Source organism: Micrococcus flavus (genome assembly GCF_014204815.1).
GTDB classification, from domain to species: domain Bacteria; phylum Actinomycetota; class Actinomycetes; order Actinomycetales; family Micrococcaceae; genus Micrococcus; species Micrococcus flavus.
Genome location: NZ_JACHMC010000001.1, coordinates 1533919 through 1547881, shown reverse-complemented (window position 1 = coordinate 1547881; position 13963 = coordinate 1533919). Strand labels below are relative to the sequence as shown.

The following is a 13963-nucleotide window of genomic DNA, read 5'->3' as shown; positions in this document are numbered from 1 at the left end:
CGGATCGGAGCCCTCCAGTCCCCGTCCCCTGACCGGCCCGTGCGGCCGTCGCCGCGCGGCGGGGGGTGACACCGCGTGGAGTGGCTCCTGCTGATCGTCGGGCTGCTCCTGATCCTGGGCACGGGCTTCTTCGTGATGGTGGAGTTCTCCATGATCGCGATCGACGTGCCCACCGTGCAGCGCATGGTGGACTCGGGGGACCGCGGTGCGGATCCGCTGCTCAAGTGCCTCAAGTCCCTCTCCACGCAGCTCTCCGCGTGCCAGCTCGGCATCACCCTGACCACACTCCTGACCGGCTACGTGATGGACCCGGCCATCGGCCGGCTCGTCGACCCCCTGCTCATCACGTGGGGGATGTCCGAGGGCGCGGCTGACAGCCTCTCCCTGGTCCTGGCCATGGCGCTGGCGACGCTGCTGTCCATGCTGATCGGTGAGCTGATCCCGAAGAACATGGCGATCGCCGAGCCCCTGCGCCTGGGGCGCGCGCTGGCCCGCCCCATGCTCCTGTTCTCGGCCGTGTTCAAGCCGGCCATCGTGGTGCTCAACGGATTCTCCAACGGCCTGCTGCACCGCATGGGCCTGGAGGCCAAGGAGGAGATCTCCGGCGCCCGCAGCCCGGAGGAGCTGTCCTCCCTGGTCCGCCGCTCCGCCCAGATGGGCACGCTGGACGAGCAGACCGCCACGTTCCTGGACCGCACCCTGCGCTTCTCCGAGCGCACCGCGGTGGACGTGATGACCCCCCGCATCCGCATGGAGACCGTGGGGGAGGACGAGCCGCTGCCCGAGGTGGTGGAGCTCGCCCGCCGCACCGGCTACTCCCGCTTCCCCGTGATCGGCGAGTCCCCGGACGACGTCCTGGGCGTCGTCCACCTGAAGAAGGTCGTGGCGGTGCCCCTCGAGCGCCGGGCCGACCTCTCGGCGGGCGCCCTGAAGTCCGAGGTGATCCGGGTCCCCGAGACCGTGCACCTCGACCAGCTCCTGGCCGAGCTGCGCGAGGCGAACCTGCAGCTCGCCATCGTGGTGGACGAGTACGGCGGCACGGCCGGCGTCGTGACGCTCGAGGACGTGGTCGAGGAGATCGTGGGCGAGGTGGCCGACGAGCACGACCGGGTGACCCCGGGCGTCCTCCAGACCGCCTCCGGCCGCTGGTACCTGCCGGCGGACCTGCGACCGGACGAGGCGCACGCCCAGATCGGCACGCTCGACGTGCCCGAGGACGGCGCGTACGAGACCATCGGCGGCTTCGTCATGGCCCGGCTCGGCCGGATCCCCGCCGTCGGGGACGTCGTGGACGTCGACGGCGGCCGGATCTCGGTCGAGCGCATGGACGGGCGCCGGGTGGAGCGCGTGCGCTTCGACCCGGCCCCCGCGGATCGGAAGGAGGCGATCGCATGAGCGAGGACGTCGTCGGACTGCTGTGGCTGGTCGTGCTCCTGGCGGCCAACGCGTTCTTCGTGGCGGGCGAGTTCGCCGTCATGGGTGCGCGCCGCTCCCAGATCGAGCCGCGCGCCGAGGCCGGGTCCCGGCGGGCCCGCGTGGCGCTGTTCGCGATGGAGCACGTCTCGGACATGCTCGCGGTGTGCCAGCTGGGCATCACCGTGTGCTCCCTGCTGATCCTCAACGTCTCCGAGCCCGCGCTGCACCACCTGCTGGTGGTCCCCATGGAGGCCCTCGGGCTGTCCGTGGCGGTCGCGGACGTGGTGGCGTTCATGCTGGCGCTGCTCGTGGTGACCTTCCTGCACGTCACCTTGGGCGAGATGGTGCCGAAGAACGCCGCGGTGTCCTTCGCGGACCGTGCCGTCATGCTCCTCGCCCAGCCGCTCGTGTGGCTCTCCCGGCTGCTGCACCCCATCATCGTGAGCCTGAACTGGATCGCGAACCTGGTGCTGCGCGCCTTCGGGTTCGAGCCCAAGGACGAGGTCGCGTCCTCGTTCACCCTCGAGGAGGTGCAGTCCATCGTCGCCGAGTCCACGCGCTCGGGCACCCTCGAGGACGAGTCGGGCGTGCTCCACTCGGCGCTCGAGTTCTCCGCCTACACCGCCGGCGACGTCATGGTGCCGGTCGACGCCGTGGTGACCGTCCCCGAGGACGTCACGCCGCAGCAGGTGGAGTGGGCCGTGGGACGCACGGGCTACTCGCGGTTCGTGGTGGACGACCCGCAGGGCGGCTATGCCGGCTACCTGCATCTCAAGGACGTGCTCGCCATGGGCGCCACCCGCTACACGGAGCCGGTGCCCGTCACCCGGGTCCGCTCGCTCGCCAACGTCCGCACCGGCGACGAGGTGGAGGACGCCCTCGCGCTCATGCAGCGCACCGGTTCGCACCTCGCGCGCGTGATCGCGGACGACGGCGCCACGGTGGGCGTGCTCTTCCTCGAGGACGTGCTGGAGGAGCTGGTGGGCGAGATCAACGACGTCACCCAGTCCCCGCGCCGCCAGCGCTCCGTGGCCGGATCGCACGCCGCCGGGACGGGCGGGTCCGGGGGTCCGGTGGTGCAGACGCCCAGTCGCTGACCCGTTCCGGCGGGGCCGTGCGGTTCGGGTGCTAGAGTGAGAATCGTTAGCATCTGACGGGCGAGCGCGTCCGTGCCGCACCGCCCCAGGAGGACCCTCCATGCCCCGTCCGCACCGCCTCGCCGCCCCGGCCGCCCTCTCCGCCGCCCTGGTGCTCGCGATCACCGGCTGCTCGGCGGGGGACGACTCGGCGCCGGCCGGATCCTCCGCGCCCGCCGGCTCCGCGGCGGACGCGGACGCCCCCGTGGTGGCGGTGGCCGCCACCACGCAGCTCGGCGCGGTCCTGGACCGCGTGGCCCGGTGCGCCGGCGGCGCCGCGGTGTCCGTCATGGGCCCCGGCGACGACCCCCACGACTTCTCGGCCTCCTCCGAGCAGGTGGCCCAGATGGTCCGCTCCGGCCTGGTCTTCGCCAACGGCCTCGGCCTCGAGGGCGGCATGGAGTCGGCCCTGGCCAACGCGCAGCAGGACGGCGCCGAGGTGGTCGAGGTCGCCCCCGAGCTCGACCCCCTGCCCTTCGGCGCGGGCGCGCACGACGACCACGAGGGGGAGACCGCCGAGGAGCACGCCGGGCACGACCACGGCTCCCTGGACCCCCACGTGTGGATGGACGTCGCCCGCATGGCCGACGCCGCCGCCCTCATGGGGCAGTCCCTGGCCGAGCACACCGGCGAGCAGCGGTACGCCGAGTGCGGCCGCACCGTCCAGCAGGAGCTGGACGCCACGGACGCCGAGATCCAGCGGATCCTGGCGGAGGTCCCCGAGGATCGCCGGACCCTGGTGGCGGACCACGACGCCTACGGCTACTTCGCCGACGCCTACGGGTTCGAGGTGTCCGGCGTGGTCATCCCGGGCGGATCCACGGACGCCGAGCCCTCCTCGCAGGAGCTCGCGGACCTGGCCCGCGGCATGCGCGAGGACGGCGTGGATGCGATCGTGACGTCCGTGGCCTCGCAGAACGCCCTCGTGGAGACCGTGGCCGGCGAGGCCGGGGACGTCGCCGTCGTCGAGCTCTACGAGTCCGGCGTGGGCCCGGCCGGCACGCCCGAGGCGGACTACGCCGAGGCCATGCTCCACAACGCCCGCACGCTCGCCGACGCGCTGACGGACTGAGCCCGCCGTGGACTGGCTGACCGACCCCTTCCTGCTGGGCTTCCAGCAGCGCGCCCTGATCGGCGGACTGATCGCGGCCGTGATGTGCTCCGTGGTGGGCACCTGGCTGGTGCTGCGCGGCATGAGCTTCTTCGGCGACGCCTTCGTGCACGGCGTGCTGCCGGGCATCGCCCTCGCGGTGGTGCTCGGCGGCAGTCCCCACGTCGGCGCCGCGGTCGCGGCGGTCGTCATGATGGCCGGCATCTCCCTGGTGCACCGGGCCACCACCCTGAAGGAGGACACGGCCATCGGACTGCTCTTCGTGGGGATGATGGCCCTGGGCGTGGTGATCATCTCCCTGTCCGACTCCTACACGGGCTCGCTCACGGCGATCCTCTTCGGCGACGTGCTGGGCGTGAGCACGGAGGGCCTGCGCGTGCAGGCCGCGATCGCCGTCGTGGTGGTCCTGTTGGCGCTCGTGCTGTACCGCCCGCTGCTGGCGCTGAGCTTCTCCGAGGCCAAGGCCGGCGTGCTGGGCATGCGGCCCCGCCTGACCCACACCCTGCTGCTGGTCATGATCGGCGCGGCCGTGATCGGCTCCTTCCAGGCCGTGGGCACCGTCCTGGTGTTCGGCCTGCTCGTGGGGCCGCCGGCCACCGCGGCGCTGGTCACCCGCACCGTGCCCCGGATGATGGCCGTGGCCGCGCTGCTGGGCGCCGCGTCCGTGGTGGTGGGCCTGATGCTGAGCTTCCACTGGGGGACCGCCGGCTCGGCCACCATGGCGCTGGTGCCGATCGTCCTCTTCTTCACCGTCCTGCTGGTCCGCGCGGGTCTGCAGGCCGCCCGCGGCCGGCACGTCCGCGCCGTGCCCGCCGTGGACGGCCCGCACGCCCACCACGGGCACGACGCCGAGGGGGGCCTGCCCCGATGACCTCCCGTCCCGCCCCGCCCGCCGAGCCGCGGACCGGCGGCCCCGGCGCCGCCCCCCTCGCGGAGGCCCGCGGCCTCGAGCTGCGCCGCGGCACCCACCTCGCCGTCGCGGCCTCGGACCTGACCCTGCCGGCCGGCCGGCTGGTGGCCGTGATCGGCCCCAACGGGTCCGGCAAGTCCACGCTGCTCCACGCCCTCGCCGGCACGCTGCCCCCCAGCGCCGGGACCCTCACCGTGCGGGGCGAGTCGCCCGCACGGCACGCCCGGCGCACGGCCTTCGTCATGCAGACCGTGGAGGTGCCGCGCGGTGTGCCGCTCACGGTGCGCGACGTCGTCACCATGGGGCGCTACCCCAGCACCGGCTGGTTCCGCCGGATGCGTGCCGCGGACCGGGCGGCCGTGCAGGCCGCGATGGACCGGATGGACGTGACGGACCTGGCCGGGCGCCACCTGGACGAGCTGTCCGGCGGTCAGCGCCAGCGGGCCTACGTGGCCCAGGGGATCGCCCAGGAGCACGACGTCCTGCTGCTGGACGAGCCGGTCACGGGCCTGGACCTGGTCTCCGCGCGGACGATCGACCACCTGCTGCACGAGGAGCCGGAGCGCGGGGTGTCCGTGGTGTACACCACCCATGACCTCGACGAGGCCGCCGCGGCGGACCACGTGGTGCTGATGGCCGGCCGCGTGGTGGCCTCCGGGACCCCCGCGGAGGTGCTCACGGAGGCCCACCTGGAGACGGCGTACGGACGGGGCGCCCTGCACCGGCCGGCGACGCCGTCCGCGGGGGCCGCCGTGCCGTTCCTGGACGACCCGGTGGACGGGGCGGGCCGCCGCTGAGGGCAGGGTTCAGGCCCGGCCGGCCGCGGCGCAGTCGGCGCACACGCCCGTGACCTCCACCGTGTGCCGGGGGGAGGAGAAGCCGTGCTCCGCGGCCACGCGGGCGGCCCAGTCCTCGACCGGGTCCGCGGTGACCTCCACGGCCGTCCAGCACACGCGGCACACCAGGTGGTGGTGGTGCGCGTCCACGGCGCACCGCCGGTACACGGCCTCGCCGTCCTCGCGACGCAGGGTGTCCACATCGCCGTCCTCGAGCCGCTGCTGCAGGGTCCGGTAGACCGTGGCCAGGGACACGCGCTCCCCGGCCTCCTTCAGGTGAGCATGCAGCTCCTGGGCGCTGACGAAGTCCTCGATCCGCTCCAGCGCCGCGTCCACCGCGGCCTTCTGCCGCGTGCTGCGCACGCGGGGGGCGGGGGAGCCCGCGGCCTCAGGAGAGGGGCTGCTCACGCTGGGGTGCTCCTTCTGGCGGGGTCCGGGGGCGGTCGGCCGTGCGGGACCCGTGGGCCCCGGTGCCTGGTGCTCCAGGCTATCAGCGCCCCGTCCCGCCGACGCGGCCAGTAGGGTGGGGCCCGTGCAGACCCCAGGACCGGACACATCCCCCCGGCGTGAGGGCTCCCGCGAGCCCGTCGAGGACCCCGCCGAGCGCGCCGCCCGTGCGGCCGTGGGCCCCGCGGCCGTGGAGCCGGACCCCTCCGGTGACGGTCCCGATCCGGCCGCCGCGGAACCGCCCTCGCTGGTCGCCGTCGACGTGCTGGCCCGCTGGCTCGGCCTCGCCGCCGGCCCGGACGCCGACGCCGGCCAGCCCGCCCCCGCCTTCGACGCCCGGAAGGACCCCGGCCGTCTCGTGCTGCTGGACGTGCGGTACTCGATGGCCGGCGGCGGGTCCGGGCACGAGGAGTACCTCCACGGCCACCTGCCCGGCGCCGTCTTCGTCTCCCTGCCCAACCAGCTCGCCGGCCACGCCGGGCCGCGCCAGGGCCGGCACCCCCTGCCCGCCCCGGACCAGTTCGCGGAGTCGGTGCGCCTGTGGGGCGTGGACGACGGGGACACGGTGGTGGTGTACGACGACGACCGCGGACTCGCCGCCGCCCGCGCCTGGTGGCTGCTGCGCCATGCCGGCATCCGGGACTCCGTCCTGCTCGACGGCGGCCTCGGCGCGTGGCGGGAGGCCGGACTCCCGCTGCAGCCGGGGGAGGTGATCCCCGTGCCGGGCACGGCCCGTCCCTCGTGGGGGCGCATGCCGGTGGTGGACTCCGCCGGAGCCGAGGCGATCGCCGCCGGCGGGCTGCTGCTCGACGCCCGCGCGGCGGAGCGCTACTGCGGCGAGGTCGAGCCCCTGGACCCGGTGGCCGGCCACATCCCGGGGGCGCGCAGCCTGCCCACTGCGGAGAGCGTCGGCCCGGACGGACGCCTGCGCCCGGTGGACGAGATCGCCGCACGCTTCGAGGCGGTGGGCCTGACGGACGACGTCCCCGCCGCCGTGTACTGCGGCTCCGGCGTCACCGCGGCCCATCAGATCCTCACGCTCGCCGCGGCGGGTCGCCACGGTGTGGCGCTCTACCCGGGTTCGTGGTCAGCATGGATCCAGGACCCGGACAACCCCGTGGCCACCGGACCCGAGCCCGGCGGCCGCTGAGGCTCCGAGCCGCCCCCCTCGACCCCACCCCCCAGGAGGAGACCATGGCCACCGTGTTCAGCAGGATCATCGCCGGAGAGCTGCCCGCACGCTTCGTGTGGCAGGACGAGCGCTGTGTGGCGTTCCTCTCCGCCGGCCCGCTCGCCACGGGCCACACCCTCGTGGTGCCCCGGGAGGAGGTCGACCAGTGGGTGGACGCCGATCCGGACCTGGTGGCCCATCTGACCCGGGTGGCCCAGGCGATCGGCCGCGTCCAGGTCCGCGCGTTCGGCGCGTCCCGCGCCGGCCTGATGGTGGCCGGCTACGAGATCCCGCACCTGCACGTGCACGTGTGGCCGTCCAACTCGATGTCCGACTTCGACATGTCCCGCGTGGACAACTCCCCGGAGGCGGACGAGATGGACGCGGCCGCCGAGGCCCTCCGCGCCGGCCTGCGCGAGGACGGCCACGGCGAGCGCGTGCCCGCCGCCTGACCCGTCCGCCCCGACCGCCGCCGCCGTCGTCCGCCTCAGCGGGCGGCGGCGGCGCGCTGCAGCGCCTGGCGGACCCGCTTCTCCGAGACGGACACGGCCGTGCCCAGCTCCTGGGCGAAGAAGGACACCCGCAGCTCCTCGATCAGCCAGCGCACCCGGTCGAGCTCGGCGGGCACCGGCGTGTCCGGGAAGCGGGCGCGGTGCGCGGCCACGGCGGCGTCGAACTCGTCCTCGAGGCCCTGCACCACGGCCATGGCCTGGCCGTCGCGCTGGAGGTGGCCGCCGGCGTCGAGCCGGTCCAGCCGCGTGAGCATGCCCTGCACGTAGCGGGGCAGGTGCTGCAGCTGCTGCCAGCCCGTGGCGGCCACGAACCCGTCGAAGACGAGCTGCTCGAGGTGCGCCTTCACGTCCGACATCGCCGGGGCCACCGCGAGGGACACGGTGCCCTTGAGGCGGCGGCGCACCTCGGCGGCGCCGCCGAGCACCTGCGCCACGAGCGCGGTCACGGCGAACACCGTGTCGATCAGGTCCGCGCGGACCCGGTCGAACAGGGCGCGGAACTCCGCCTCCGTGAAGGGCAGCTCCGGGCCCACCAGCCGGTCCACGGCCGCGTGCGTGCTGTCCCGCACGAGCGACTCGACCGACCCGTGCGGATTCTGCGTGAAGGTCAGCTTCTCCCGGTTGTCCAGGTGGTCCACCACGTAGCGGTGGGTGCTGGGCAGGGTGGCCATGAGCAGGGAGATCACGCCCGCCCGGTGCCACGCGGCCTGGTCCTCGGCCGAGCGCGCGACGACGAGGCCCGCCGCCGGCGCGCCGTCCGGCGTGGTCTCCGGCACCAGGGCGGGGTAGCCGGTGATGGCCGGGCCGCGGCTGGAGGGATCCGTGGTGATCTTCCGGGGGACCTCACCGACCGACCACGAGGTCAGCCCGTGGCGCTCGCGGAAGCCGCCGGGCCCCGCGGCGGGGGCCGCCGCGGGCGCGGCGCGACCGGCGTCGTCGGACCCCTGACCGCGACCCCTGCCCCGGCCGCGTCCGCGGGCGGGGCCCGGGCGGGCGTTCGCGGGGTCGTCGTCGCCGGCCAGGCGCGCGGCGATCGCCGAGCGGTTGGCCTGGGCCAGCCGGGTCTGCAGCACCGCGAGGTCCTGCCCGGCGCCCATGACGGCGCCGCGGGCGTCCACCACGCGGTAGTCCATGCGCAGGTGGTCCGGCACGTCCTGCGGCCGCCACAGCTCGGGTTCGACCACGGTGCCGCGCACGCGACGCACCGCCGCGGACAGCGCCTGGGGGAGGTCGTCCCGCAGCGGATCGGCGTGGGAGTCGAGGTCGGCCACGAGCGCGCGGGCCACGTCCGGGGCGGGGACGAGGGTCTTGCGCACGGCCTTCGGGAGGGCCTTGATCAGGGCCGTCACCAGCTCGACGCGCAGCCCGGGCACGAGCCACGCGAACCGGTCCGGGTCCACCTCGCCCAGCAGGAGCACGGGAACGGACACCGTGATGCCGTCCGTGCCGGAGGCGCCCGTGGGGTCGTACGTGTAGTCCAGGTGCAGGTCCACGTCCCCCCCGGACATCGGGTGGCGGAACGCGGTGGGGAACGCGTCCGTGTCCAGCTGGTCCGCGTCCTCGGTGAGCAGCGACTCGACGTCCAGGTCGAGCAGGTCCGGCGTCTCGTGGCGCGCCTTCTTCCACCACGCGTCGAAGTGCCGCTCGGAGACCACGTTCGCGGGGACCCGCGCGTCGTAGAACGCGTAGAGGTCCTCGTCCCCGATCCTCAGGTCGCGCCGGCGCAGGCGCGTCTCGAGGGCGTCGACCTCCTCGAGGGCCTTCCGGTTCCGGGCGAAGAACCGGTGGCGGGTGCGCCAGTCGCCCTCCACGAGGGCGTGGCGCAGGAACAGCTCGCGGGAGAGCACCGGGTCGATCCGCCCGTACCGCACGGTGCGCTCGGGGACGATCGTCACCCCGAACAGCGTCACCTTCTCCTTCGCGACGGCGGCGCCCGCGTTCCGGGACCAGTGCGGCTCGCTGTACGAGCGGGTCACCAGGCCCCCGGCGACCTCCTCGAGCCACTCCGGCTCGACGCGCGCCACCGTGCGCGCCCACAGCCGGGAGGTCTCCACGAGCTCGGCGGCCATGACGAAGGGGTGGCGCTTCTTGAACAGCGCCGAGCCGGGGAACACCGCGAACCGGGTGCCGCGGGCGCCCTGGTAGTCCCGCCGGCGCTCGTCGTACGCGCCGATCTGGGAGAGCAGGCCCGTCAGCAGGGCCTTGTGGACGGCGTCGTGCTGGCCCACGGGGTCCACCGGGCCGGCCTGCACGGACACGCCGACGTCCTTGGCGAGCTGGCGCAGCTGGCGGACCAGGTCCTGCCACTCGTGCACGCGCAGCCAGTTGATGTGCTCGCGGCGGCACATCTTGCGGAACTGGGAGCCGGAGAGCTCCTTCTGCCGTTCGCGCAGGTACTGCCAGAGGTTGAGGTAGGCGGAGAAGTCGGAGCGGTCGTCCGCGAACCGGGCGTGCATCTCGTCCGCGGCCTGACGCTGCTCGGTGGGGCGCTCGCGGGGGTCCTGGATGGTCAGGGCCGCGGCCAGCACCATGACCTCGCGCGTGCAGCCCCGCTCGCCGGACTCCAGGATCATGCGGCCCAGGCGGGGGTCCACGGGCAGGCGCGCCAGGCGCCGACCGATCGTCGTGATGGTGCCCGCGGCCGCCGCGCGGCCCCCGGACTTCGTGCGCGGCCCGGACCCGTCGGCGTGGAGCGCGCCGAGCTCGGTGAGGGTGGCGGCGCCGTCGGTCACCTGGCGGCGGTCCGGCGGCTGCACGAACGGGAAGTCCATCACCTCGCGCGGCGTCTCCGCCACGCCCAGGGAGAGCATCTGCAGGATCACGGACGCCAGCGACGTGCGCAGGATCTCCGGGTCCGTGAACTCGGGGCGGGAGAGGAAGTCCTCCTCCGAGTACAGCCGGATGGCGATGCCCGGGCTCGTGCGGCCCGAGCGGCCCGAGCGCTGGTTGGCGCTGGCCTGGGAGATCCGCTCGATCGGCAGGCGCTGGACCTTGGTGCGGTGCGAGTAGCGCGAGATGCGGGCCGTGCCCGTGTCGATCACGTACCTGATGCCCGGCACCGTCAGCGAGGTCTCGGCCACGTTGGTGGCCAGCACGATCCGCCGCCGCACGCCGGACTGGGCCCGGCCGAACACGCGATGCTGCTCGGCCATGGACAGCCGGCCGAACAGCGGCAGGATCTCCGTGCCCGCCAGGCGCGGGGAGGAGGCGACGACGCCGGCCAGGTGGTCGGCGGCGTCGCGGATCTCCCGCTCGCCCGGGAAGAACACCAGGATGTCGCCGGGCGCCTCGCCGGCGAGCTCGAGCACCGCGTCCCCGACGGCCTCGAGCGGGTCGCGGGTCTCCGCGTTGTCGTCGGCGTCGTCGTCCGGGTCATCCGGCTCGGGCTCGGCGGTCAGCGGCCGGTAGCGGATCTCCACGGGGTAGGTGCGCCCGGAGACCTCGATGATCGGGGCGGGCACCACGCGGCCGCCGTCGTCGGCCTCCACCGCGTCCGCGTGCTCCTCACCCTCGGCCAGGGGCCGGCCGAAGTGCCGGGCGAAGCGCTCCGGGTCGATGGTGGCCGAGGTGATGATCACCTTGAGGTCCGGGCGGCGGGGGAGCAGCCGCTTGAGGTAGCCCAGGAGGAAGTCGATGTTGAGGCTGCGCTCGTGGGCCTCGTCGATGATGATCGCCGAGTAGCGCCGCAGGTCCGGGTCGTGGGGGATCTCGGCCAGCAGGATGCCGTCCGTCATCACCTTCACGCGCGTGGCCCTCGAGGTCTCCGCCGTGAACCGCACCTGGTAGCCGACGGTCTCGCCGATGCCCTGGCCCAGCTCCTCGGCGATGCGCTCGGCCACCGAGCGCGCGGCCAGGCGCCGGGGCTGGGTGTGGCCGATCACGCCGGCCTCGCCCAGGCCGAGGGCCAGCAGCATCTTGGGCAGCTGGGTGGTCTTGCCGGAGCCGGTCTCGCCGGCCACGATCACCACCTGGTGATCGCGGACCGCCGCCATGATCTCGTCGCGGCGCTCGGCGACCGGCAGGTGCTCGGGGAAGGTGATGGCGGGAGCGGCGCCGGCCTCCGGGGAGGGCGCGGCCGCGGGCGGAGGAGTCTGCGTCATGTCGCGGACCAGCCTAGTGGTCGGCGGCGAACGGCGGTCCGGTGTGGTTCCCTGGTCCGCATGGACCAGAACACCTCCTTCCTGATCGTGGCGATCGGGCTCTACTTCGCGGCGATGATCGCGATCGGCCTCTACGCCGCCCGCAAGAACGCGGACCTGGACGACTACATGCTCGCGGGCCGCGACATGAAGCCGTCCGTGGCGGCCCTGTCCGCCGGCGCCTCGGACATGTCCGGCTGGCTGCTGATGGGCCTGCCCGGGGCGATCTACGCCTCCGGGCTCGTCGAGGGCTGGATGGCCGTCGGCCTGACCGTGGGCGCGTGGGTCAACTGGAAGGTCGTGGCCCCGCGTCTGCGCGCCTACACGGAAATCGCGGGCGACTCGATCACCATCCCGTCCTTCCTGGAGCACCGGTTCCAGGACCGCACCCACGTCCTGCGGATCGTGGCCGGCCTGATCATCCTCGTGTTCTTCACCTTCTACGTCTCATCGGGCATGGTGGCCGGCGGCAAGTTCGTCGAGTCCACGTTCGGTCCCGACTCCTTCTACGCCCAGGGCATCAGCATCAACTACCTCACCGGCATGGTGGTGGTCGCGGGCATCACGGTGCTCTACACCCTGTTCGGCGGCTTCCTCGGCGCCTCGCTGACGGACGTGGCCCAGGGCATCCTCATGTTCCTCTCCCTGCTGCTCGTGCCCATCGTGGTGGTCCTGACCATGGGCGGCTGGGACGCCGTCGTCGAGGGCATCCGCGCCGCCGACGCCGCCGGCGGCGGAGTGAACCACTTCTCGATGTTCGAGAACGCGACACTGATCGGCGTCCTGTCCTCCCTCGCCTGGGGCCTGGGCTACTTCGGCCAGCCGCACATCATCGTCCGCTTCATGGCCCTGCGCACCCCGCACGACGCGGCCGTCGCCCGGCGCGTCGGCATCGGCTGGATGGCGCTGTCCGTGTTCGGCGCCGTGATGGTGGCCCTTGTGGGCATCGCCTACTTCCAGGCCAACCCCGGCACCACGCTCGAGGACCCGGAGACCGTATTCCTCGTGCTGGCCTCGATCCTGTTCCACCCGTTCGTGGCCGGCCTGGTGCTGGCCGCCGTCCTCGCCGCGATCATGTCCACGCTCTCCTCGCAGCTGATCGTGTGCTCCTCCGCCCTGGTGGAGGACCTCTACATGCTGCGCGGGCGCACCGGGTCCCCGAGGTTCACCCTGTGGCTCGGCCGCATCGGCGTACTGGTGGTGGCGCTCGTGGCGGGTCTGCTCGCCCTCAACCCGGACTCCTCCGTGCTCGAGCTCGTCTCCTTCGCGTGGGCCGGCTTCGGTGCCGCCTTCGGCCCCGTGATCCTGCTCGCCCTGTACTGGCCGCGGTTCACCTCGTGGGGGGCGATGGCCGCCATGGTCACCGGTGCCGCCGTCGCCTGGGTCTGGTCCGAGGCCAGTGCCGAGACGTGGGAGTGGTTCGGCCTGTACGAGCTGCTGCCGGGCTTCGTCGCCGCCCTCGTGGTGGGTGTGGTGGTGTCCCTCGTGACCCAGCGCTCGCGCCGGGTGCAGCGGCGGATCGACGCCGAGTTCACCGGCGCGATCGACATCGTGGCCGGCCGCGAGCCGCACCCGGACGTGGCCCCGGCCGCCATGACGCGGAACGCCGCCGGGGGCTCGACCGCAGCCGCCGCGGATCCGCACACGCAGGTGTGAGGCTCTTCCTCGCGATCCGTCCGCCGAGGGCCGCGCTCGACCACCTCGAGCCGGCCCTCGACGGCGTCCGGGACCCAGCCGGACGCGCGCTGCGCTGGACCGAGCCGGAGCAGCGGCACCTGACGCTGGCGTTCCACCCGGAAGTGCCCGCCGGGGCCGTGGACGGCGTCGTCGCCGACGCCGGCCGCATCGCGGCGGGACACGCCCCGCTGGACCTGCACCTGGCCGGGGCGGGGGAGTTCTCCCACCGCACACTCTGGGTGGGGGTGGGCGGGCAGGTCCGGCAGCTCGGCGCGCTCCTGGCGGAGCCCTGGCTCGCCGACGACGACGGCCGGGACCGCCGGCGTGCCCACCTCACCGTGGCGCGGGTCTCGGGCGCCGCGCCCCGACCTCGGGGTCGGAGGCGGGGCGAGCCCCGTCCGCCGGCACCGGCCACCGTCCTGCTGGCCGAGGCCGTGCACGCGCTCACGGTGTACCGCGGGCCGCAGTGGACCGCCGACGAGGTCGAGGTCGTGGCGTCCCGGCTCGGCGAGGGCCGCTCCGGCGGGCCGCTGCACGAGGTGCTGGCGACCGTCCCGCTGCGCGGCTGAGGGGCCGACGAGCAGGCCCGAACGAGCAGAGTGGTCACG

Annotated in this window: 11 protein-coding genes; 9 read left to right on the top strand and 2 right to left on the bottom strand. The window is 74.2% G+C overall.

What is annotated here, in order from left to right:
- Positions 1 to 75 precede the first annotated feature (75 nt).
- From BJ976_RS07160 to BJ976_RS07140, 5 genes are all read left to right on the top strand, one after another.
- On the top strand, positions 76 to 1395 hold the full coding sequence (locus BJ976_RS07160) for a hemolysin family protein (protein ID WP_135028280.1): 1320 nt from the start codon (positions 76 to 78) through the stop codon (positions 1393 to 1395).
- Positions 1392 to 2513 carry a hemolysin family protein gene (locus BJ976_RS07155; RefSeq protein ID WP_135028278.1) on the top strand — a complete coding sequence of 374 codons (1122 nt, stop codon included), beginning with the start codon at positions 1392 to 1394 and terminating at the stop codon, positions 2511 to 2513. The genes BJ976_RS07160 and BJ976_RS07155 overlap by 4 nt, the downstream gene beginning before the upstream one ends.
- Positions 2514 to 2613: 100 nt before the next feature.
- The gene (locus BJ976_RS07150; RefSeq protein WP_135028276.1) at positions 2614 to 3624 is read left to right on the top strand and encodes a metal ABC transporter substrate-binding protein; all 1011 of its coding nucleotides are present in this window, start codon (positions 2614 to 2616) and stop codon (positions 3622 to 3624) included.
- Positions 3625 to 3631: 7 nt separating this feature from the next.
- Entirely contained in the window at positions 3632 to 4534 is a 903-nt protein-coding gene (gene aztB / locus BJ976_RS07145; RefSeq protein ID WP_135028274.1) for a zinc ABC transporter permease AztB, read from the top strand.
- Entirely contained in the window at positions 4531 to 5370 is an 840-nt protein-coding gene (locus tag BJ976_RS07140; RefSeq protein WP_135028272.1) for a metal ABC transporter ATP-binding protein, read from the top strand. Before aztB ends, BJ976_RS07140 begins: the two co-directional genes overlap by 4 nt.
- Positions 5371 to 5379: 9 nt before the next feature.
- On the opposite strand, the gene BJ976_RS07135 is transcribed toward BJ976_RS07140, so the two are convergent.
- On the bottom strand, positions 5380 to 5817 hold the full coding sequence (locus tag BJ976_RS07135) for a Fur family transcriptional regulator (protein ID WP_135028270.1): 438 nt from the start codon (positions 5815 to 5817) through the stop codon (positions 5380 to 5382).
- 124 nt (positions 5818 to 5941) lie between these two features.
- On the opposite strand from BJ976_RS07135, the gene BJ976_RS07130 reads away from it, so the two are divergent.
- Together BJ976_RS07130 and BJ976_RS07125 are read left to right on the top strand one after the other, a co-directional pair.
- A complete protein-coding gene (locus tag BJ976_RS07130; RefSeq protein ID WP_135028268.1) occupies positions 5942 to 7006 on the top strand; it encodes a sulfurtransferase in 1065 nt (354 codons plus the stop codon).
- A gap of 44 nt (positions 7007 to 7050) precedes the next feature.
- Positions 7051 to 7479: an HIT family protein gene (locus tag BJ976_RS07125; protein ID WP_135028266.1), complete on the top strand. Its 429-nt coding sequence runs from the start codon at positions 7051 to 7053 to the stop codon at positions 7477 to 7479.
- 35 nt (positions 7480 to 7514) lie between these two features.
- On the opposite strand, the gene hrpA is transcribed toward BJ976_RS07125, so the two are convergent.
- Entirely contained in the window at positions 7515 to 11639 is a 4125-nt protein-coding gene (gene hrpA, locus BJ976_RS07120; protein ID WP_135028264.1) for an ATP-dependent RNA helicase HrpA, read from the bottom strand.
- Positions 11640 to 11699: 60 nt separating this feature from the next.
- Between hrpA and putP the strand changes: the two genes are divergently transcribed.
- Together putP and BJ976_RS07110 are read left to right on the top strand one after the other, a co-directional pair.
- Positions 11700 to 13334 (top strand): sodium/proline symporter PutP, encoded by a 1635-nt coding sequence (putP, locus tag BJ976_RS07115; protein WP_135028262.1) that lies wholly within the window; start codon positions 11700 to 11702, stop codon positions 13332 to 13334.
- A complete protein-coding gene (locus BJ976_RS07110; RefSeq protein WP_135028260.1) occupies positions 13331 to 13924 on the top strand; it encodes a 2'-5' RNA ligase family protein in 594 nt (197 codons plus the stop codon). The genes putP and BJ976_RS07110 overlap by 4 nt, the downstream gene beginning before the upstream one ends.
- Positions 13925 to 13963: the final 39 nt, after the last annotated feature.